Annotated in this window: 19 protein-coding genes and 1 pseudogene; 11 read left to right on the top strand and 9 right to left on the bottom strand. The window is 69.1% G+C overall.

Features of this window, described 5'->3' with window-relative positions; all coding sequences use genetic code 11:
• Positions 1–159: 159 nt before the first annotated feature.
• Complete coding sequence (locus tag N5K27_RS06770; RefSeq protein WP_132980632.1) at positions 160–1362, top strand: multidrug effflux MFS transporter; 1203 nt, start codon at positions 160–162, stop codon at positions 1360–1362.
• A gap of 7 nt (positions 1363–1369) precedes the next feature.
• On the opposite strand, the gene N5K27_RS06765 is transcribed toward N5K27_RS06770, so the two are convergent.
• Entirely contained in the window at positions 1370–2260 is an 891-nt protein-coding gene (locus tag N5K27_RS06765) for a LysR family transcriptional regulator (protein ID WP_087839769.1), read from the bottom strand.
• A gap of 102 nt (positions 2261–2362) precedes the next feature.
• Here N5K27_RS06765 and N5K27_RS06760 point away from each other — a divergent pair, with 102 nt between their 5' ends.
• From N5K27_RS06760 to N5K27_RS06750, 3 genes are read left to right on the top strand one after another with little or no spacing between them, the layout of a single operon-like run.
• A complete protein-coding gene (locus tag N5K27_RS06760; RefSeq protein WP_087839768.1) occupies positions 2363–3325 on the top strand; it encodes a tripartite tricarboxylate transporter substrate binding protein in 963 nt (320 codons plus the stop codon).
• 4 nt (positions 3326–3329) lie between these two features.
• On the top strand, positions 3330–4676 hold the full coding sequence (locus N5K27_RS06755) for an acyclic terpene utilization AtuA family protein (RefSeq protein ID WP_087839767.1): 1347 nt from the start codon (positions 3330–3332) through the stop codon (positions 4674–4676).
• A gap of 25 nt (positions 4677–4701) precedes the next feature.
• The gene (locus tag N5K27_RS06750) at positions 4702–5013 is read left to right on the top strand and encodes a hypothetical protein (RefSeq protein ID WP_087839766.1); all 312 of its coding nucleotides are present in this window, start codon (positions 4702–4704) and stop codon (positions 5011–5013) included.
• Between the two features lie 31 nt (positions 5014–5044).
• Here the strand turns inward: N5K27_RS06750 and N5K27_RS06745 are convergent, their stop codons facing one another.
• Both N5K27_RS06745 and N5K27_RS06740 read right to left on the bottom strand, forming a co-directional pair.
• Positions 5045–5467 carry a hypothetical protein gene (locus N5K27_RS06745; protein ID WP_132980631.1) on the bottom strand — a complete coding sequence of 141 codons (423 nt, stop codon included), beginning with the start codon at positions 5465–5467 and terminating at the stop codon, positions 5045–5047.
• Between the two features lie 23 nt (positions 5468–5490).
• Positions 5491–5739, bottom strand: a complete 249-nt coding sequence (locus N5K27_RS06740) for a hypothetical protein (RefSeq protein WP_087839764.1) — start codon at positions 5737–5739, stop codon at positions 5491–5493.
• 183 nt (positions 5740–5922) lie between these two features.
• Here N5K27_RS06740 and N5K27_RS06735 point away from each other — a divergent pair, with 183 nt between their 5' ends.
• Positions 5923–6822, top strand: a complete 900-nt coding sequence (locus N5K27_RS06735) for an AraC family transcriptional regulator (RefSeq protein WP_279815370.1) — start codon at positions 5923–5925, stop codon at positions 6820–6822.
• Between the two features lie 27 nt (positions 6823–6849).
• Here the strand turns inward: N5K27_RS06735 and N5K27_RS06730 are convergent, their stop codons facing one another.
• The 4 genes from N5K27_RS06730 to ggt all read right to left on the bottom strand — a co-directional run bounded on the left by N5K27_RS06730 (position 6850) and on the right by ggt (position 13191).
• A complete protein-coding gene (locus N5K27_RS06730) occupies positions 6850–7308 on the bottom strand; it encodes a hypothetical protein (RefSeq protein ID WP_087839762.1) in 459 nt (152 codons plus the stop codon).
• Between the two features lie 22 nt (positions 7309–7330).
• On the bottom strand, positions 7331–9634 hold the full coding sequence (gene mdoH, locus N5K27_RS06725) for a glucans biosynthesis glucosyltransferase MdoH (RefSeq protein ID WP_279815368.1): 2304 nt from the start codon (positions 9632–9634) through the stop codon (positions 7331–7333).
• A 4-nt stretch (positions 9635–9638) separates the two neighbouring features.
• On the bottom strand, positions 9639–11183 hold the full coding sequence (locus N5K27_RS06720; RefSeq protein ID WP_087839760.1) for a glucan biosynthesis protein G: 1545 nt from the start codon (positions 11181–11183) through the stop codon (positions 9639–9641).
• Positions 11184–11418: 235 nt separating this feature from the next.
• Positions 11419–13191, bottom strand: a complete 1773-nt coding sequence (ggt, locus tag N5K27_RS06715; RefSeq protein WP_132980629.1) for a gamma-glutamyltransferase — start codon at positions 13189–13191, stop codon at positions 11419–11421.
• A 96-nt stretch (positions 13192–13287) separates the two neighbouring features.
• Here ggt and N5K27_RS06710 point away from each other — a divergent pair, with 96 nt between their 5' ends.
• The gene (locus tag N5K27_RS06710) at positions 13288–13986 is read left to right on the top strand and encodes a response regulator transcription factor (protein WP_087839758.1); all 699 of its coding nucleotides are present in this window, start codon (positions 13288–13290) and stop codon (positions 13984–13986) included.
• Positions 13986–15299, top strand: a complete 1314-nt coding sequence (locus tag N5K27_RS06705; protein WP_087839757.1) for a HAMP domain-containing sensor histidine kinase — start codon at positions 13986–13988, stop codon at positions 15297–15299. The genes N5K27_RS06710 and N5K27_RS06705 overlap by 1 nt, the downstream gene beginning before the upstream one ends.
• A 36-nt stretch (positions 15300–15335) precedes the next feature.
• Here the strand turns inward: N5K27_RS06705 and fghA are convergent, their stop codons facing one another.
• Positions 15336–16181 carry an S-formylglutathione hydrolase gene (gene fghA / locus N5K27_RS06700; protein WP_087839756.1) on the bottom strand — a complete coding sequence of 282 codons (846 nt, stop codon included), beginning with the start codon at positions 16179–16181 and terminating at the stop codon, positions 15336–15338.
• Between the two features lie 149 nt (positions 16182–16330).
• Between fghA and N5K27_RS06695 the strand changes: the two genes are divergently transcribed.
• From N5K27_RS06695 to N5K27_RS06680, 4 genes are all read left to right on the top strand, one after another.
• Positions 16331–17338 (top strand): LysR family transcriptional regulator, encoded by a 1008-nt coding sequence (locus tag N5K27_RS06695; RefSeq protein ID WP_279815363.1) that lies wholly within the window; start codon positions 16331–16333, stop codon positions 17336–17338.
• 139 nt (positions 17339–17477) lie between these two features.
• Complete coding sequence (locus N5K27_RS06690; RefSeq protein ID WP_087839822.1) at positions 17478–18632, top strand: mandelate racemase/muconate lactonizing enzyme family protein; 1155 nt, start codon at positions 17478–17480, stop codon at positions 18630–18632.
• Positions 18633–18675: 43 nt separating this feature from the next.
• Positions 18676–19650 (top strand): tripartite tricarboxylate transporter substrate binding protein, encoded by a 975-nt coding sequence (locus N5K27_RS06685; protein WP_087839754.1) that lies wholly within the window; start codon positions 18676–18678, stop codon positions 19648–19650.
• On the top strand, positions 19647–20807 hold the full coding sequence (locus N5K27_RS06680) for an alpha-hydroxy acid oxidase (RefSeq protein WP_087839753.1): 1161 nt from the start codon (positions 19647–19649) through the stop codon (positions 20805–20807). The genes N5K27_RS06685 and N5K27_RS06680 overlap by 4 nt, the downstream gene beginning before the upstream one ends.
• On the opposite strand, the pseudogene N5K27_RS06675 reads toward N5K27_RS06680, so the two are convergent.
• Positions 20804–21008: pseudogene (locus N5K27_RS06675) on the bottom strand (S-(hydroxymethyl)glutathione dehydrogenase); the annotation flags it as partial. The gene N5K27_RS06680 and the pseudogene N5K27_RS06675 sit on opposite strands and share 4 nt — an antisense overlap.

Here is a 21008-nt window from a genome sequence, read left to right as displayed (position 1 = left end):
GCGGGGCGGGCTGCGTCGTTGTTCTGTAGTAAGAACATAACCCTTAGATGCGTAACGGTGTGTGACGTAAAGTTGCCGTGATGCGCAGAAGTTAAGGGTTAACCCGTATCCGGTCCGCGTGAAACAGGTAGAATAGGCGGCCATTCCGATAGGTCCCCCATGCCCAAACATGCCTTGACCATCGTGCTGGCGCTGCTGACCATGGTCGGACCGCTGGGCATCGATGCCTATTTGCCGTCGTTCCACGCGATCGGCGTCACCTTCGAGGCGTCGCCGCTGGCCGTGCAGCAGACCCTCAGCCTGTACATCGCGGGCATGAGCGTCATGACCCTGTTCTACGGCACCTTGTCGGATTCGTTCGGCCGGCGCCCGGTGATGCTGGTGTCGCTGGTGCTGTTCACGCTGACCTCGATCCTGGCCGCGCTGTCCACCAGCATAGGCATGCTGGTCGCGGTGCGGGTGCTGCAGGGCCTGTGCGCCGGCGCCGGCATGGTCATCGCGCGCGCCATGGTGCAGGACAGGTTCCAGGGCGGCGAGGCGCAGCGGATGATGGCCATGATCACCATGGTGTTCGGCGTGGCGCCCGCGCTGGCGCCGGTCCTGGGCGGCTGGCTGCAGGCCACGCTCGGCTGGCGTTCGGTGTTCTGGGCGCTGGCCCTGTTCGGCGCCGGCCTGTGGGTGGTCAGCCGGCAGGTGCTGCACGAGACCTTGCCGCCGGCCGGGCGCACGCCGTTCGACCTGCGCAGCATCGCCGCCAACTACCGGCGCTCGGTGACCAGCCCCCGGTTCGTGCTGATGTCCGTGGGCATAGGCCTGGCGTTCTGTGGACTGCCCTTGTACGTGGGCTCGGCCGCGGCCTACATCATGGACATCCTGCACCTGCCCGAGACCGCGTTCGGCTGGCTGTTCGTGCCCATGGTCGGCGGCCTGATGCTGGGCTCGGCCATGGCGAGCCGCTACGCGCACCGCATCCCGGCCGAGCGCATGGTCCGGCTGGGATTCCTGGTCATGGGGTTCGGCGTCGTGCTGTCCGTGATCTATACGAGCCTGTTCACGGCTGCCGTGCCGTATGCCGTGCTGCCCTTCCTGTTCTATACCTTCGGCCTGTCGCTGGCCTCGCCCAGCATGACGGTGATCGCGCTCAGCATCTTCCCCGAGATGCGGGGGCTCGCGGCCTCGATGCAGGGCTTCATCCAGATGGCGCTGTTCGCGCTGGTCTCGGGGCTGGTCGCGCCGATGGTGTTCGGCAGCGCGGCGGGCCTGGCCTGGACCCACGCCTTGCTGCTGGCGGTGGGGCTGGGATTCTGGGAGGCGGGTAGCCGGGCCCGGGCCAGGTCCGCCGCGCCGGCCGCCGGAGCCTGAGCCGGATTCAGACCTGCCGGCGCAGTACTTCCAGAAAGCTGCCCGCGGCGGCCGGCAGCGACCGGCCGCTCCGCGTCAGGATGCCCATCTCGCGCGAGACGCCGGGGCTGGCCAGCGGGATGGCGGCCAGCGCCGACATGTCGATCAGCCGGAGCGCCAGCCGCGGAATGGCGGCGATTCCCAGCCCGGCCGCCACCATCGCCCCCACGACCGAGATGTTGGCGCATTCATAGCGCGCCTGGACGGCCAGGCCGCATTGCGCCATGACCCGGTCGGCGATCTGGCGGATGCTGCTGGCCGGCCCGCTGGCGACCAGCGGCCTTTCCGCCAGCACCGACCACGACACCCGCCGGCGTGAAGCCAGGGGATCGCCGCGGCTGCACACGCAGACGAATTCGTCGCTGATCAGCGGCTCGAACGCCAGGCCGTCCTGCCGCGGCGGCGCCACCGAAATGGCGAAGTCCGCGCTGCCGTCCAGGACCCGCGTCCGCACGAATTCCGCCGATACGGGTTCGAGCGCGATCGTGACGCGCGGATGCGTCGCCTGGAACACCGACATGGCCCGGGGCAGCAGCGCGGCGGCGGCGGAAGGCAGGCAGGCGATGGCGATGCGGCCCCGGCGCCCGGCCACGAATTCGGACAGGTCGCTGAGCGAGTCATGGAATTCGCCCACGATACGGCGGGCGATGGGCAGCAGTTCCTCGCCCTCGCGGGTCAGCTCCACGCGTCGTGTGTTGCGATCGAACAGGCGGGCGTCGAGCTTGTGTTCGGCGGACTGGACGGACCGGCTCAGCGCCGGCTGGGAGACATGGACGCGTTCGGCGGCCAGGCGGAAATTGCGCAGCTCGGCCACGGCCAGGAAGGCTTCCAGTTCATGCACGGTCAGGGTCGATCGCATGCGGCCTGATCAATGATGAAAATGCATTAAATCAATATGATAAATGCACTTCTCATATCATGGCCGCCTCCCTACACTGGCCCGAAAAACCCCGGAGACGCCATGAACACCCGCCTGATTCCCTTTGCCGTGCTTGCATGCCTGCTGGTGGCCGGTCCTGCTTCGGCCCAGTCCTATCCTTCGCAGCCGATACGCATGGTGGTGCCGTTCGCGGCCGGCAGCGGCACCGACCAGGTGGCCAGGGTGCTGGGCCAGGCCATGACCGCGGCGGCCAACGTCACCGTGGTGGTGGAGAACAAGCCCGGCGCCAATGGCTTCATCGCGGCCCAGGCGGTCGCCACGGCGCAGCCCGATGGCTACACCATGCTGCTGACGACCAATACCACGCACGCGGCCAACCAGCATCTGTTCAAGCACCTGCCCTACGACCCGGTCAAGGACTACACCCCGGTCGCGCTGCTGCGCAAGGGCTACCAGATCATGGTGGTGCGCGCCGACTTCCCGGCGCGCAACGTGGCCGACTTCATCGCGCTCGCGCGCAAGCAGCCGGGCAAGCTCAACTTCGGCAGCGGCAGTTCGTCCAGCCAGGTAGCGGGCGAATTGTTCAAGCAGATGGCCAACGTCGAACTGACCCACGTGCCCTACAAGAGCAATCCGCAGGCGCTGAACGATCTCATGGGCGGGCAGATCGACGTGGTGTTCGTCGACACGACCTCGGCGATCACGCTGGTGCAGGGCGGCAAGCTGCGCGCCCTGGCCGCGACCAGCCCGGTTCGCCTGTCCATGCTGCCCGAGGTGCCGACGCTGGACGAGGCCGGCCTCAAGGGCTACGAGATGTCGTACTGGACCGCCGCCTATCTGCCGCGCGGCGCGTCCCGGGAAGTCACGGCCACGCTCAACAAGCTGTTGATCGACGCCGTGCGTTCTCCCGAGATGGCGCAGTTGATGGCCAAGACGGGTACCGAGGTCTCCACCAGCTCGCCGGCCGAGCTGGCCGCCTTCCAGGCGGCGGAGTCGGACAAATGGGCCCGCATCATCCGCGCGGCCAACATACAGCCGGAGTGACCCCATGACCAAGACGCGCGTGCGCATCGGCGCCGGTGCGGGATTTTCCGACGACCGGTTCGAGCCGGCGCTGGAGCTGGCCGAGCGCGGCGAGCTGGACTACCTCGTCTTCGAGTGCCTGGCCGAACGGACCATCGCGCGCGAGACGCTGTCGCGGATCAAGGATCCCGAGACCGGCTACACGCCCTACATGCGGGACCGCCTGCGCATGGTGATGCCCGCTTGCATGCAGGCGGGCATCCGCATCGTCACCAACATGGGCGCGGCCAATCCGCTGGGGGCGGCGCGCGTCATCCGGCGCGACGCGCTGTCGCTGGGGCTGCCGCCGCCGGTGGTGGCAGCCGTGGTGGGCGACGACGTGACCGAGATCGTGCGCGCGCATCCCGAGCTCCGGCTGCTCGACACCGGCGAGCCGGTGGAGTCGCTGCTGCCGCGCATGGCCGCGGCCAACGCCTACCTGGGCGCGGACATCGTCCGCGAGGCATTGGCCCGGGACGCGCAGATCGTGGTGACGGGGCGCGTGGCCGATCCGTCGATGTTCGTGGGCTGCATGCTGCATGGACTCGGGTGGTCCTATGACGACTATCCCCGCCTGGCGGCCGGCACCTTCACCGGCCACTTGCTGGAGTGCGCGGCGCAATTGACCGGAGGCTGTTTTGCCGACCCCGGGAAGAAGGACGTGCCGGACATGGCGCGCATCGGCTTTCCTTATGCCGACGTCGATGCCGACGGCTCGGTCCGGCTCGGCAAGGTCGCCGGCTCGGGCGGCCGCCTGGACGTGGCGACATGCACCGAGCAGGCGCTGTACGAGATCCACGATCCGGCGCGCTACATCACGCCCGACTGCGTGCTGGACATTACCGAGGCCGAGTTCGAGCAACTGGGTCCCGACCGCGTGGGCTTTCGCGGCACGCGCGCGGCCCCGCGCACCGATACCTACAAGGTCGTGGTGGGCTACCACGATGGCTGGATAGGCGAAGGCGAAGTCGGCTATGCCGGCCCCAACGCGGTGGCCCGGGCCCGCCTGTCCGAGCAGATCGTGCGCGAGCGCCTGAAGCTGCGTGGGTTCTCGTATCCGGAGATACGGGTGGACTACATAGGCATGAGCAGCCTGCACGGCATGGGCGCGGGGCGGCCCGAGCCCTATGAGGTGCGGCTGCGCGTGGCGGCGCGCAGCCCGGACAGGAAGGCCGCGCAGGCGGTGGGGTTCGAGATGCGCACGCTCAACGTCAACGGTCCGGCGGGCGGCGGCGGCACGCTGGAGGCGCTGCGCGAGGTCATCGGTGTGCGTTCGCTGCTGCTGCCGCGCCATCTGGTCCATCCCGAGGTCGTCATCGAGGAGCGGCCGTGAACGAACAGAACAGGAGGAGCGTCCCGTGAGCACCAAGGTCCACGAACTGGCTCATTCGCGCGCCGGCGACAAGGGAAACACCTCGAACGTCTCGGTCATCGCCTACGACCAGGCAGCCTGGGACATCCTGCGCCGGGAACTGACCGAGGAGCGCGTCATGCGCGCCTATGCGCACCTGGCCAGCGGGCCGGTCACGCGCTACGAGCTGCCGCGCCTGCGCGCGCTGAACTTCGTCATCGAAGGGGCGCTGGGCGGCGGCGTGACGATCTCGCTGGCGCGCGACGCGCACGGCAAGTCCCTGTCCTACCTGATGCTGGACATCGACCTGCCTGTTTGATCACGCCGTGTCCGGCCTGGCGCGTCTGCGTTCAGGAAAGCCTGCGGCCGGCGCCGCGCTCGCGCGCGAACGCGGCACCGGGCAGCCGCGGCCGCTCGGCAGCGGCCGGAGCGGATGCCTGTACGTCCCGCAGCCTGCCGGTGACCGGCCGCAGGGTCAGGGTCGTCCCCTGCGTGTTCCAGGCCGCGAGGTCATCGCCACGCCGCGCCATGCCGACATAAGGGCCGGCCTGCGACGGATACGATAGCCGCGGGATCTGCCACAGAATCGTTCCGTCGAGTCCGATGCCATACACGTTTTCGCCGCCGTGCCGCCGGTCGGGCTCGACCAGCACCGCCAGCGACCGCTCGAACGCGACGACCAGAACGATACGCCCGGGAAAGACGATATCCTCGCCCGCGGCCTTGAGCGTCAGGACATTGCGTCGATAAGCGTAGCGCAAGGCGGAACTCATGGCCGGTCCCTGATCCGCCGGTGTCAGTGGCGATGCTTCAGCACCTCTCGTTCGGTCTGTCGGTCGAGCATTTTCTGGGTGTTCGCGTTCTCCATCGCCTGCTGCTGCAGCATGCACTGGTCGTAGGCCGGCGTGCCGCGCGCGATGCCCAGGTTGTCGCACGCGCGCTGGAAGTTCTCGCGCTCCATCCTGTCCAGGGCGGCGCATCCCCCCAGGGCGGCAAGGGCAAACAGGCAGGCGGCCTTGCGGGCCCCGTGAAATCGCATCGTCATTTTCTTTCTCTCCATTTGCCGCCACGAATGTCGGCATGTCCTGGAGAACCGCATTTCTCCATCGGTAGAAATGGTAGCAACCACTTACCTGATGTTCGTTAAAATGGGATGGAAAATAGTCGGAATGTACGAGAATGATGAGTTTTTGACAGGGTGATCGGCGGGGCGGCGACAAGGGGGGAGATGGCGGTCTTGCTTGGCGACATTCCGGATCATTGGGGGCCGAAGTACGAATCGGGCGGGGTCGCAGCTACCCGTACCCGCGTCGGCCCGAACGAGATCTTCCTGCGCCCGTTGTCGCACATGGCGCTGGTCCTGTTCACCCCGCAGCCGGGGCGCCTGGTCTCGCTCAACAGTGATCGCCGAGTCGCCGGCCTTGCTCCTGCGGGAGCGCTGGAAATCATTCCGACCGGCTCGGACTTTTCCGCGCGGTGGCTGGTCGACAAGGAAAACCTGCTGGTCGCCCTGGAGCCCAGGCATCTTGCGCGGTTGGCGGGCCTCGAGTTCGGCCGGACCGATTTCGAGCTGCATCCGCCGCCCTTGGGCACCGTGGATGCGAGGATGATGCCGCTGGCGAAGATGCTCAAGGCGGAACTGGAGCGCGGCGAAGCATCCAATCCGCTCTGCCTGGATGCCCTGTCCACGCTGTTCGCGACGTCCCTGCTGCGGCATCATTCATCGCTGGCCGGGCGCGGCCGGGCCAGGCCGGCGGGCGGCATGGCCCCAGCCGCCTGGCGCAGGGTACATGACCATATCCAGGCTCACGTGGCGGAAGACATGTCCGTCGAAGTGCTGGCCCGGGTGGCGGGCCTGTCCCCCAGCCATTTCCTGCGGGCTTTCCGGCAGATGACCGGCCAGCCGCCGCACCAATATCTCCTGCGCCTCCGGCTGGAGCGGGCCGAGCGCCTGGTCACCACGACGTCCCTGCCGCTGGCGGAGATCGCCCGGTCCGCCGGGTTTTCCAGCCACAGCCACATGACGGCGGTCATGCGCAGGCTGCGGGCCGTGACGCCGAAGGAACTCAGGCGCGAAGCCCGTGGGCGGAAAGGCCTGCCGGGGCCGGGCGAAGCCGGCGGCGAGTAGGCGCGGGATCGGGCCGGCCCCTGTGCCTCAGTGATTGATGGCCGTGATCTTCACGTCGTTGCGCTTGCCGACGCCGCCGAACCAGATTTCGCCCGAGCCGATGGAGATGCCCTGCCAGTTGGCGAAGAGCTCAGGGTAGGCCTGCCGCGAGACGGCATCCTTGACCTTGGGCGTGACGATGCTGTCGTAGTCCGCGATGAAGTGGCCCGCATCGCGTATCGTCACGGCCTTGCCTTCCACGCGGGTCCGGAAAGGATAGTCGACCATCGCGGCGACCGCCGCCTTGTCCCCGGTTGCGACGGCCTGTTTCAGCTTGTCGAAGAACCCGCGATAGGGCGCATGTTCGCCGAACAGCGTGTCGAGCCGCGCGTCCATGTCGGCCGCGGTCTGTGCCATCGCGGCGCTGGCTCCGCCAAGGGCCACGAGGGCCGCCAGGCAGGCGCCCAGCAGTCGCCGCGTCGTCGTCTTTCGTTTTCCGTCTTGCATGGCAGCGTCCTGGGAAAGGGGGTCAGGCCGCGCGGACCTGGGCCGCCGGCCGGGCCAGCGCCCGGTGCACGCGGGCCAGGACTTCGGGGTCGTCCAGCAATCGCATGCGCGTGGGATCCGGCAGGTGTTCGGGATGCTTTTCCAGTACCTCGTCGACCAGCCGCGCGCGCGCCGCCTCGATCAGCGGGTGGCCGGGCAGGTGGCGGCCGGTGGCGAAGGCGCGCGCCAGCGCGTTGGCGGCGGGGTCCGTCAGCGCATCCATGAATCCGGGCGCGGGACGGGCCTGGTTTTCCTCGTTGTAGCGCGCGGTGTCGTGGAGCTCGCGCGGCGGAGATGTTTCCTCGGGTATGCAGAACAACCCGTCTTCGAAGGCGCCTTTCCCCAGGCTGACGCGGCTGGACATCACCGACAGCGGGATGGCCAGCAGCAGCGAAGCCAGGATGGGGATCATCCACCACAGAAAGTTCGGATTCAGCCAGGCGACCAGCAGGCCCCAGCACACGCCCAGCAGCGTCTGCAGGCCGTGGCGCCGGAAGGCTTCGCGCCAGGGCGTCTCGTTGTTGGCGCGGGCCGGCGATTTCCATTGCACCTTCCAGCCCAGGAACGCCGCCACCACGAAGCGGGTATGGAACAGCATGCGGATCGGCGCCAGCAGCATGGAGAACAAGACCTCCAGCAGCATGGACCACAAAAGCTTGCCCGAGCCCGCGTAGCCCTGCGCGCCTTTCACCCAGACCAGCAGCACGCTCAGTATCTTGGGCAGGAAGAGCAGCACCGCCGTGGTCGAGAACAGCGCGATGGCCTCCTCCGGATGCCACTGCGGCCAGATCGGGAACAACTGGTGCGGCGTGACGAAATACTGCGGCTCGGTCAGCGTGTGGACCGCCAGCAGCGCGGTGGACAGCGCCAGGAACAGGAACCACAGCGGCGCTGACAGGTAGGACATGACGCCGGTCAGGAACACGGCGCGGTGTACGGGGTGCAGGCCCTTGATCAGGAACAGCCGGAAGTTCATCAGGTTGCCCTGGCACCAGCGCTGGTCGCGCTGCAGTTCATCCAGCAGGTTGGGCGGCAGTTCCTCGTAGCTGCCAGGCAGGTCGTAGGCGATCCAGACGCCCCAGCCGGCGCGCCGCATCAGCGCGGCCTCGACGAAGTCGTGCGACAGGATGGCGCCGGCGAAGCTGCCCTTGCCGGGCAGCGGCGCCAGCGCACAGTGCTGGATGAAGGGCTCCAGGCGGATGATGGCGTTGTGGCCCCAGTAGTGGGACTCGCCCAGCTGCCAGAAATGCAGGCCGGCCGTGAAGAGCGGCCCGTAGACCCGGGTGGCGAACTGCTGCACGCGCGCGTACAGGCTGTCCATGCCCGAGGCGCGCGGGGCGCTCTGGATGATGCCGGCCTCGGGATTGGCGTCCATCAGCACGACCAGGCGCTTGAGGCATTCGCCGCTCATCACGCTGTCGGCGTCCAGTACCACCATGTAGTCGTACTCGCCGCCCCAGCGCCGGCAGAAATCGTCGATGTTGCCGCTCTTGCGCTTGACGCGCCGCCGGCGCCGCCGGTAATGGATACGGCCGAAACCCTCGACCGTCTTGCACAGCTCGACCCAGGCGCGCTGTTCCTGCACGCAGTTGTCCGGCTTGTAGCTGTCGCTCAGGATGAAGAAGTCGAACTTGTCCAGGACGCCGGCCCGCGCGACCGATTCGTAGGTCGCGCGCAGCCCCGCGAATACCCGGCCTACGTCTTCGTTGCAGATGGGCATGACCAGGGCGGTACGGGTGCCGGCGGATATGGGCACGCCTTCGGCCACGGTGGCCGAGATGCTGTAGCGGTCGCGTCCCATCAGCAACTGGAGGAAGCCCATCAGCGCGGTCCAGAAACCGGCCGAGACCCAGCAGAACAGCAGCGCGAACAGCAGCAGGATCGCGACTTCCAGGATCTGCCCGCCCTGGTAGGGCAGGACCGCCTTCATGTACCAGGTGGCAACGGCGGTCTGCGCCACCACGGCCACCAGCAGGGTCAGCCGGCGCAGCCTGCCGGCGATCTTCCAGCGCGGCTCGGGCGGGCGGGCGAGCCGCTCGGCGCGCGTCTTGTGCATCCGGCCCTGCACGCGGCGCCAGCCGCGCACGAAGGGATTGGTGACCCAGGGTTCGGGCACCATGGACGAGCGTTTGATGGCTGGCGCGGTCTGTACGCACACGCGTCCGGCTTCGTCGCGGCGGACGACACCGTATTCGTCCAGTTCGGGGCCGTAGGCCTCGAGCAGGGTGCGCTCCTGGGCATCGGCCTCGCCCGCGCGCAGGGCGTCTTCGTCGATCGCTGCGGACATGGAATCACTCACCCGTTTCATAGCCTGGCAACTGGTAGCTCCAGGTCTCGGAAACGGCGTTCTGCCCGTTGACCAGGCCCGCGCGCATCTCCACCGGCTTGGTCGGATCCTTGACCTTGATCCTCAGCGTGACGCGCCAGCCGCCGGTGACCGGATTGCGGCGCAGGCTGTTCTCGAGCACGTCGGCATTGCCGCCGGTGGAGAAGTTCAGGGAAACAGGCAGCGGAGGATCCTTGGGCTTGGCCGGAGCCGGGGCCGAGAAGTCGATCAGGAACGCGGTGCTGCCGTCGGGTCGGCGGATCAGGTCGGTGCCGCGCGTCTCGCCCACCGAGCGCCGGGTCTGCAGCACGCGGGCCAGCTTGGGGTCCTGCAGCCCCGCCTCGTTGCGCGTCCAGCGCAGGGTGTAGTTCATTTCCAGCGCCGTGCCGGGCTTGGGCTGGTGCTCGGGCACCCAGAACGCGACGATGTTGTCGTTGGTTTCGTCCGCGGTCGGAATCTCGACCAGTTCCACCCGGCCCTTGCCCCAGTTGCCCGCGGGCTCGACCCAGAGCGTGGGACGCAGGTCGTAGCGGTCGTCCAGGTCCTCGTACTGGCGGAAATCCCGCGCCCGCTGCTGCAAGCCGAAGCCGCGCGGATTCTCGACCATGAACGAACTGTTGGCCAGGCGGCGGGGATTGTTCAGCGGGCGCCAGAGCCATTCGCCGTTGCCGGCGTGGAAGGCCAGGCCGTCGGAGTCGTGCAGTTCCGGCCGGTAGTTGGCGGTGCCGGAAGGCTGCGCCGCGCCATATAGATACATGCTGGCCATGCTGGCGATGCCCAGCTTGGCGACCGGGGCGCGCAGGTAGACGCGCGAACGGACCTCGACCAGGCTGTCCTCGCCCGGGGTGATGGTGAACCGGTAGGCGCCGGTGGCACGGGGCGAGTCCAGCAGCGCGTAGATCACGATGTGCTTGTCGCTGTTGGCGGGCCGCGCGATCCAGAATTCCCGGAAGCGGGGGAATTCCTCGCCCGAGGGCACGGCGGTGTCGATGGCCAGGCCGCGGGCCGATACGCCATAGACCTGGCCCTTGCCGACCACGCGGAAGTAGCTGGCGCCCAGGAAGGACGCGAGTTCATCGTCGCGCTTGGCGGGATCGTTCAGCGGATAGAGGACGCGGAAGCCGGCGAAACCCAGGCCGCGCAGCAGCTTGGCATCGACCTGGCGGGGGCCGAAATCGAAGTCGGCGGGATCGTATTTGATCTCGCGGACGCCTTCGGCATCGATCTCGTTGATCTTGACCGGCAGGTCGAAGGCCATGCCCTGGTGATGGAAGGCGATCTGGAACGCGGTGCGGCCGTCGGCCCACAGATACTTGTCGCGCTTGGGCTGGATCTGCTGGTATTCGGCGTACTTGAGGTCGCGCAGTTCCTTGGGAAGCTGGCTCGTGGGCGCCTTGTATTTTTCGCCGGCGAGTTCCTTGGCGCGGCGGGCGACATCGAAGAAATCGAAAGCGCTGGCGGGAGCGGCGGCCAGGAGGCCGGCCGACAATGCCAGGGCCGGGAGAAGCATGCGGGCGGCAAACGAGCGCACCCTTGGGGAAGAAAGGGAGGAGTCAGTCACGGATCTTGGACGTCCGGCGTGGCCTGGAATGCTGAAACGGAGATTCTAGAGGCTATGGCCGCCCCTAGGGGGCTCCGGCGGCATACATGTACTACTGGATGTAGCCATGCGGCGCCAACCGGACCAGAATGGACGCCATTTTCACCAAATTGGTTCCCCGCGTGCCCGGGTTTGGGGCGAGCGCCTAGCGTCCCGATGCGGTGCCTTCGCGCCGCGGATCGGCGCCGGCCCTGAGCAGTCCGTTGCTCAGGACCTCGATGCCGTGCAGCCCGCTGGGCATGGACGAGACCGACACCGGGTGCCCCATGGCGCGCAGGGCGGGAGCCAGGCTTTCCAGCCTGGGGTCTCTTTCCAGTTCCGTGGCGTGGTTGCGGCTGCCGTAGTGGGGCAGGTCGATGGCGCTCTGGATGTCCAGGCCCCAGGTCAGGTTGGCCAGCAGCGCCTGGGCCACGTAGTTGGCGATGGCGCTGCCGCCGGGCGAGCCCACCACCAGCCGCAGCCGCGGGGTTTCGCCGCCGGCGCGCAGGACGATGGTGGGCGCCATGGTGCTGCGCGGGCGCTTGCCGGGCTCGACCCGGTTCGCCACCGGCACGCCTCGGTCGTCGCGCGGCGACAGCGCGAAGTCCGTCAGTTCGTTGTTGAGCAGGAAGCCGCCCACCAGGATCTTGCTGCCGAAGGCCTGCTCGATCGTGGACGTCATGGCGACGGCGTTGCCCTGGGCGTCCACGATGGACAGGTGGGTGGTCGAGGGCAGCGCGGGCGTGTCGTCGGCGCCATGGCGGGCGAGCGCGCCGTGCACGGGTTCGCCGGGCTCGGCCCGGCCCATCGAGCGGTCGGCCGAGATCAGCGCCGCGCGCCGGGCCAGGTACGCTGGGTCCAGCAGGGCGGCTACCGGCACGTCCACGAAATCGGGATCGGCCACGTAGCGGTCGCGATCGGCATAGGCCAGCCGCCCCGCTTCGGAAAAATAATGCACCGCGGCCAGCGACTCGGGTTGGGCCCGCGCGATGGGCGTGGCCTCCAGCACGGCCAGCATCTGCAGCACGGCCAGTCCGCCTGAGCCCGGCGGCGGCGCGCCGCAGATCACGTAGAGGCGGTAGGGCCGGCACAGCGCCTCGCGCTCGCGCGCCTCGTAGCGCGCCAGGTCCGAGGTGGACAGGTCCCCTGGCCGTTCGTGGGCGCGCACCGCCTCGACCATGGCGCGGGCCAGCGGTCCGCGGTAGAAGGCGTCGGCGCCTTCGCGGGCGATGCGCGTCATCGTGCGGGCAAGCGCGGGATTGCGCAATTGCTCCCCTTCGCGCAGGGCCGAGCCGTCCGCATGGAAGAAATAGGCGCGCGCGGCGGACTGGGCGGCCAGCCGGTCGTTGTCCCGCAGCAGCGCGGCCAGGCGCTGCGAAACCGGGAATCCTCGCCGCGCGCGGTCGATCGCGTCGTCGAACAGCGACTGCCAGGGCAGCTTGCCATGCCGGCGATGCGCCAGTTCCAGCGCGCGCAGCAGGCCGGGCACGCCGACCGACTTGCCGCTGTCGACAGCAAAGGCGAAGCGCATGGGCCGGGCGCCTTGCATGAAGCGGTCGGCGGTGGCCCCGGCCGGTGCCGTCTCGCGGCCGTCGAAGACCGTGACCCGGCCCAGGCGGGCGTCGTAGTGGACCAGGAAGGCGCCGCCTCCCAGTCCCGAGGACTGCGGCTCGACCAGGCCCAGCATCATCTGCGCGGCGATGGCGGCATCGACCGCGCTGCCGCCTCGCTCGAGCACGCGGTAGGCGGCCTGGGTGGCGAGCGGGTGGGCGGTGACCGCCATGAACCGCCGGCCCATGACGGCCTGCTTGGGCAGGTAGGCGGTCTGCGCCTCGGGATTGGCGTCGATGCCCGGATCGGGCGCGGCGGCCTGCGCCGCCGTGGCGAACGCGGCGCAGGCCAGCCAGAGCAGGCGCGATGCGCGGACGAGCGATGTCATGGATGAAGCTTCCTTGCGATGGCGGCTTTGCCGCGACCTTACCATCGGCCGGGGCAAAGCGGCTTACACTTGGAAACCCGCGCTTCCCCGGTTTCCATGACGACGCCCCATCCCCGCGTGCTCATCGTCGAAGACGACATGACGATCTCGGCCAACCTGTGCGCCTATTTCGAGGCCAAGGGCTACGTCGTCGATGTCGCCTACGACGGCCCATCGGCGCTGTACCGGCTCGGGGCCGATGCCTTCGATGCCATCCTGCTCGACATCGGCCTGCCGGGACTGGACGGGGTGACGGTGCTGCACCGCTTGCGCGCCGAACTGCACCAGGCCACTCCCGTGCTGCTGCTGACGGCGCGCGACGAACTGCAGCAGAAGCTCGACGCGTTCTCCCATGGCGCCGACGACTACGTCACCAAGCCCTATGCGCTGGCCGAGGTCGAGGCGCGCGTGCGGGCCTTGCTCAACCGCGCCTCGGGCCAGGTCGCCAATCCGGTGCGCCGCTTCGGCGCGCTGTCCTACGACGCCCGTACCCGCGAAGTGCGCGTGGCGGAGCGGCCGGTGCGGCTGACGCCCAAGGCGAGCCGCATCGTCGAGGTGCTGATTCGCGACCCCGGCCGGGTGGTGTCGCGCGCCGACCTGGAAAGCGCCCTGTGGGGCAGCGACGTGCCGGAAAAGGACGCCTTGCGCAGCCAGATCCACCTGCTGCGCAAGGCCTTGTCGGAAGCGGGCTTCGACGGACTGGAGACGGTGCACGGCGTGGGGTACCGCCTGTCCGGCGGGCCGGGGCACGATTGATGGCCGGCCCCGCCACGCTCAAGCAGCGGGTCATCTGGGCGCTGACGCTCGCCATCGCCCTGTTCGTGGGCGTGCAGGCCGTCGTTGCCTATCTGGTGCTGGACCAGCAGGAAGACCGCATCGTCGACCAGATCGTGATGACCGAGGCCGAGCGTCTCGTGCATCGCCTCGAGGCCGGCGAAATGGTGTGGACCGGGAGCGACATCCTGCTCGGCCCCAGCCTGCACGCCTGGGTAGGAACGAACGGCGACGTGCCGCGCGTGCTGGCCCGGCTGGGCCCGGGCCAGTACCAGCTCAACACCGAGGGCCAGGTCTGGCACGTGGCGGTGGCGGATTCGACGAAAGGGCGGGTGTACCTGCGCTACGACGCGACCGACAACGAGCACCGCGTCTACGAGTTCGGCGCCATCCTGCTGGGGCTCTGGCTGGCCTGCACGCTGCTGGGATACTGGACCGCCCGGGCGCTGGCCGGCCGGGTGGTCGGCTCGATGGTCGAGGTGACCGACCGCATCGAGTCGTGGGCGCCAGGCAGCCCCGGCATGAAAGTCGTGCGCAGCGACGAGGCGGGCCGCCTGATCGAAGCCTTCAATCGCATGCAGGACAAGGTGGACCAGTCCATTGCCCAGGAGCGCGAGTTCTCGGCCAACCTCAGCCACGAGATCCGCACGCCGCTGACCAGCATCCGGACCGACGCCGAATTGATCGCGCTGGAAGCCGAGCCGTCGGCGCAGGCGGGCCTGCGCCTGACGCGCATCGTGAATGCCGTGGACGAGATCGCGTCGACGCTGGAGACGGCACGCGCCATCAGCAGCGCCCAGGCCGGACCGCGCACCGAGGTCTCGCTCAGGGCCTGCCTGGACGACGCCTGGAGCGGCCTGGCCGAACGCGCCCACCGCGCGGGACTGGTCCTGGCCAACGACGTTCCCGAGACCGCCGTGCCCAGGCTGGATCGCTACGGGCTCCTGATCGTGCTGCGCAATCTCGTGCGCAATGCCATCGACCACGCGGCGCCCGCCACGCTGACCGCGAGCTGGACCGGCGAATGCCTGGCCCTCGCGGACAACGGCCCCGGCATTCCCGCCAGCGACCTGCCATTCGTCTTCGAGCGCTACTACAGTGGCCGCCTGCGCGACAGCCAGATGCCCGTCGCGGACGCGGCCGGCGTCCAGCGTGGCCTCGGCCTGGCGATTGCCAAGCGGGTGTGCGACATCCAGGGATGGCGGCTGACCGTGACGTCCAGCACCGACGAACTGCACCGGGGTACCCGTTTCCTGCTGTGCTTCGGGGAAGGGGCCACCCTGGCCGCGTCCTGAGGACGGGGCGGCCGTCCATGCCGGACGGCCGGGCGCTCAGGCGCCCAGGGCCCTGGCATGGAAGGCCATGTGGTCCTCCATGAATGTCGAGATGAAGTAATAGCCGTGGTCGTACCCCGCGTGGCGGCGCAGCTCCAGCGGCTGGCCTGCCTCCTGGCAGGCGGCTTCGAAAGCCTCGGGCCGCAACTGCGATTCCAGGAACTGGTCCGCCAGCCCCTGGTCGACCAGGATGCCTCCCGGGAAAGGTTGCCGCGCGGCACGCATCAATTCGGTGGCGTCGTATTGCTTCCAGGTCTCGCGGTCGGGGCCGAGATAGTTGCCGAAGGCCTTGTGGCCCCACGGGCAGTCGACCGGATGAGCGATGGGAGCGAATGCCGATACCGAGCGGAACTTGCCGGGATTGCGCAGGGCCAGCACCAGCGCGCCGTGGCCGCCCATGGAGTGGCCGAAGATGCCGGCGCGCGCCGGATCGCCCGGCAGTTCGGACGTCACCAGCCCGAACAACTCGTCCACGATGTAGCTGTACATCCGGTAATGGCGATTCCAGGGCGCCTGGGTCGCGTCCAGGTAGAAACCGGCGCCGGCGCCGAAATCCCAGCTGTCGGTCTCGCCCGGCAGGCCTGCTCCGCGCGGGCTGGTGTCCGGCGTCACCAGCATGATGCCGTGCTGCTGCGCGAACCGCTGCGCGCCGGCCTTGATCATGAAGGTTTCCTCGGTGCAGGTCAGGCCGGCCAGGTAGAACAGCACCGGCACGGGCCCCGCTTCGGCATGCGTGGGCAGGAAGACCGAGAAGCGCATCGGCAGGCCGATGGTGGACGAGTCGTGGCGGTAGAAGCGCTGCTGGCCGCCGAAGCACTGGTGCAGGCTGATCAGTTCGGGCATGTGGGGTCCTTGCGGCCGCCCGGCGCGATGGCCGGCGGCGGGGGCGGTGAGTCTTTCGGGTACGCTTGAGGGCCCGGCTCGCAGGAGCCGGCGGCTCGCGTCCCGGCACGCGAGGCTAACAGGAATCGCCGCCCATCGACAAGCCAGCCATGAGCAAAGCTCCGCACACCCCACCCGGGTCCGCCGCGCGGTACATCGCAAAGGACGAGCCCGGCGCGCTCCGGCGCCTCGCCCTGGACCGCATCCGCTTCGATCTGACGTCCATCCGCCTTTTCATCGCCACGGTCGAGCACGGCAGCATCTCGCGCGCCGCCGGGCGGCAGTGCCTGGCCGTGACCGCCGCCTCGCGCCGCATCGCGGAATTGGAGGCGCAGTTCGGCGTGGCCTTGTTCCAACGGCGGCCCCACGGCATGGTGCCCACCGACGCGGGCAGGGGCCTGCTTGCCCACGCCCGCGCGCTGATGCAGTCGGTCGAGCGCATGCACAACGACGCGGTGGCCCATGCGCAAGGCCACAAGGGCCTGGCGCGCGTGGCGGCCTGTACGTCGGCGGCGTTGCAGTTCCTGCCGGCGGATATCCGGGCCCATCAGGAGGCGTTCCCGGACATCGACATCGAGACGCAGGAGGGCACCAGCTACGGCGTGATCAAGGCCCTGGTGCAGGGAACGGCCGAGGTCGGCATCTACGAGGCCGGCGTCAGCGCGCCCCCGGCGACCATGCGCGCTCGCCCCTATCGCGAGGACCGGCTGGTGCTGGTCACGCATCGCGGCCATCCGCTCGCGCGCCGCCGGCAGGTAGGCTTCGACGACATCCTCCTCTGCGACCTCGTGGGGCTGAACGAGGACTCGGCGCTGTCCATGCTGCTGGTGCGGCTGGCGGCCAGCCGCGACGGCAAGCTCAATGTGCGAGTGCGAGCCCGCAGCTTCGACACTATGCTGGCCATGATCCAGGCCGAGCTTGGCGTGGGACTGGTGCCGCAGGGCGTGGCCCGGTGGCTGGCGGTCAGCAAGGCTTTTCGCCAGGTCGAGATCGCCGAGCCCTGGGCCCGGCGTCAGTTCGTGCTGTGCCATCGGCACGCGCCGGACATCTCCTCGGCGGCGCTGTCGGTGGCGGAGTTCCTGGCCGAGTCGGCGCAGCGGGAGCCGTTGCCAGCCTGAGTCCGCGGGAGGCATGCGCGAAACGCGAAACCTGCGTGAAAAAAATAGCAATGGCGGGAGCCGCCGCCCTTTGTCAGCATGCCTGGGGTCGCGCCGCGTGTGCGCGGCCGCAACCATGCCATGACACAAGGATATGCCGGTGAAGATCGCTCGCGTACATGCCACGCCTCTGAACGTGCCCCTGGACTATGCGGCCGGAGGCGTGCGCCGTTCGACCTCGCTGTCGGCCTGCCATGTCGAGGTGGAGACCGACGATGGGCTCGTCGGCCATGGCCTGACCGCGATCACGGAAGAGGAGGTGGCGGCCCACATCATCAACGCGGTGGCCGGGCCGGCGCTCGTGGGCCTGGATCCGATGAACCACGAGGCGGCCTGGAACAAGTTGTACTGGCTGCTGTGTCCGCGCGGGCAGACCGGCTATGGCATGCACGCCGTGGCGGCGCTGGACGTGGCCTTGTGGGACATCAAGGGCAAGGCGCTGGGACTGCCGGTCTGGAAGCTGCTGGGAGGCGCCCGATCGCGCGTGCCGGTCTACACGACCTTCGGTTTCAACTTCCTGGACCGTGACGCGCTGGCGGAGGCGGCGCGCGCCTGCGTGGCCGATGGCTTCTCGCACCTGAAGATGGTGGTGGGACACGGCGCGCTGCAGCGGCGCGACGAACCCCGGCCGCTGGACGAGGTCATCCGCGAGGACGCGCGCCGCGTTGCGGCCGTACGGGAGGCCGTGGGGGCCGGGCCCTCGATCTACATCGACGCCAACTGCAGCCTGGATGGCTTCCATGCCGAGAAGCTCGCGCTGTCCGTGCGCGACTGCGGCATCGCCTTCTTCGAAGAACCCGTGACCCAGAACGACGTGCGGTTGATGGCCGACCTGCGCCGCCGCACCGGCATCGCGGTGGCGGCCGGCCAGAACGAGGGGCTGGCCTACCGCTTCCGCGACATGCTCGCGGCCGGGGCGGTGGACTACGCCCAGCCCAACGTCGTCATCAGCGGCGGCTATACCCAGGCGGCCAAGATCGCGGGCATGGCCGAGGCGTACAACGTGCCGGTGGCCAACGGCGGCGCGTTCCCGCTGCACAACATGCACCTGCACGCCGGCCTGGCGCACGGCGGGCGGGTCGAGTGGCACCTCGTGGCCGTCGACATGATGAAGAAGCTCTATCGCGACATTCCCGAGCCGCGCGACGGATGGCTGGAGCTGCCCCACGGGCCTGGCCTGGGGTTCGAGCCCGACCACGAAGCCATCGCCGAGATCGCCAAGCTGCCCGGTTCGGCGGGCAAGGGCAAGGGGTAGCGCCAGCGCGGCACCATCCGATCCAGAACAAGAGGAGACACTCATGCGCATTGCCTTTCGCCGCCTGCTGGCCCTGGCGGTTCTGCTCATGCCCGCGCTGTCCGGCGCCGCGGGTGCCTGGCCCGGCGCCAAGCCGGTACGTCTCGTGGTGCCGGCCAGCGCCGGCGGCTCGCTGGACACGCTGGCGCGGCCGCTGGCTCAGGCCATGTCGGAAATCTCCGGCGGCCGCTTCATCGTCGAGAACGTCGGCGGCGCGGCCGGCATGATAGGCGCGAACAATGTGGCCAAGGCCGTGCCCGACGGACACACCTTCCTTTTCGGCGCCATCCACCACGTGATCCTGCCCATCGCGTATCCCAAGATGCCCTACGACACGGCCACCGATCTCGCGCCCATCGGGTTGATCGCCACCGTGCCCAACGTGGTGCTGGTGCGCAACGAGTCGCCGTTCAAGACGCTGGCCGATCTGATCCGCGCCGGTCGGAATTCCGAACAGGGATTGAACTACGGCACCGGGGGCAAGGGCGGGCTGCATCACCTGTCCACCGAGCACTTCAAGCTGCTGACCGGCGCCAAGATGCAGGCCGTGCACTACCGGGGCAGCGCGCCGGCGCTGACCGACCTGCTGGGCGGCCAGATCGACCTGATGTTCGAGACCATGCCCACCGCATTGACCCAGATCCACGGCGGCGCCCTGCGCGCGCTGGCGGTCACGTCGGCCCAGCGTTCTCCCGCGCTGCCGTCGGTTCCCACGCTGGCCGAGGCCGGCGTGCCGGATCTTTCCGTGACGACCTGGTACGGCATCTTCGGCCCCGCCAAAGTAGCCCCCGAGGTGGTCGAGCGCATGCGTGGACTGATTTCGCAGGCCTTGGCTACGGACAGGATCCAGGCCTTGTGGAAAGACTACGGTGCTACCGTGGACGGCCCTGGCGCCAGGGATTTTCCCGCCTTCGTCGCCAGCGAATTGCGCCACTGGTCCGACGTCGGCCGGCGCATCGAATTCAAGCCGGGCGAATGAGCACGGCCGTGCGGGCGCTGGCCCGCGCCTTGAACGCCGGCGATCTGCGGCACCTGGCCCGGCGCCGGTTGCCGCGCATGGTGTTCGACTACCTGGATGGTGGCGCCGAAGAGGAACTGACCCTGCGTGCGAACCGCCGGGCCTTCGAGTCCGTGTTCCTGTTGCCCAGGGCCTTGCGGGACGTCGGCGAGCGGAGCCAGTCCGTGCGGATCCTGGACCAGACGTGGTCGTCGCCGGTCGGCATTGCCCCCATCGGCCTGGCCGGGCTGTTCTGGCCCGATGGCGACGTCGCGGCCGCCCGGGCCGCCGCGCGCGCCGGCGTGCCGTACGTGCTGTCGACGGCATCCTGCAGCACCCTGGAAGCGGTCGCGCGGGCGGGCGGCAACCCGTGGTTCCAGTTGTACGTGATCGAACGCGGTCTGGCCGACAGCCTGGTCGAGCGGGCGCTGGCCGCGGGGTACCGGCATCTGGTGCTGACCACCGACGTGCCGGTCAGCGGCCGGCGCGAACGCGACCTGCGTCATGGTTTTTCCCTGCCCATGCGGTGGCGGGCGCGTACGTTATGGGACGTGGCGACGCATCCCCGTTGGCTGATGCAGGTCGCGCGGTATGGCGTGCCGCAACTGGCCAACCTGGCCTCGGCCGCGGCGGGAAACGCCCAGGCGCAGGCAGCGCTGCTGCAGCGGCGCATGGACGCGGGCTTCGACTGGGAGGCCTTGCGCCGGCTGCGCAGGCGTTGGCCGCACGCGTTGTGGCTCAAGGGCATTCTGCACGCCGATGACGCGCGCCGTGCCTGCGCCGAGGGAGTCGACGGCATGATCGTGTCCAACCACGGCGGACGCCAGCTCGATGGCGCGCCGGCCAGCCTGGAGGCGCTGCCCGCGGTGGCGCAAGCCGCGGGCGATCGGCCCGTGCTGCTGGACGGCGGCATCCGCCGTGGGGGCGACGTGGTCAAGGCGCTGGCCTCGGGCGCGCGTGGCGTGCTGATGGGACGCCTGCCCATGTACGGGCTGGCCGCGGCCGGAGAAGCGGGCGTGGCGGCCGCGCTGGACCTGGTCCGCCAGGACATCGACCGTGTCCTGGCGCTGCTTGGATGCGATGACGTGGGCAGCCTGGGGACGCCGTGGCTGGCGGCGCCCCCGGCATCGCGGCTCTAGTACAGCACGACCGAGCGTATCGACTGTCCGCTCTTCATGAGGTCGAATCCCTCGTTGATGCGTTCGAGGGGCAGGGTGTGGGTGATGAGCTCGTCGATCTTGATCTTGCCGTCCATGTACCAGTCGACGATGGTGGGCACGTCGGTGCGTCCGCGGGCGCCGCCGAAGGCCGAGCCTTTCCATTCCCGGCCGGTGACCAGT

This window comes from Pigmentiphaga sp. GD03639 (assembly GCF_029845405.1).
In the GTDB taxonomy this organism is placed as follows: Bacteria; Pseudomonadota; Gammaproteobacteria; order Burkholderiales; family Burkholderiaceae_B; genus Pigmentiphaga; species Pigmentiphaga daeguensis.
Note: the sequence above shows the minus strand (reverse complement) of the source record. Positions and strands in the feature narration are given on the sequence as shown.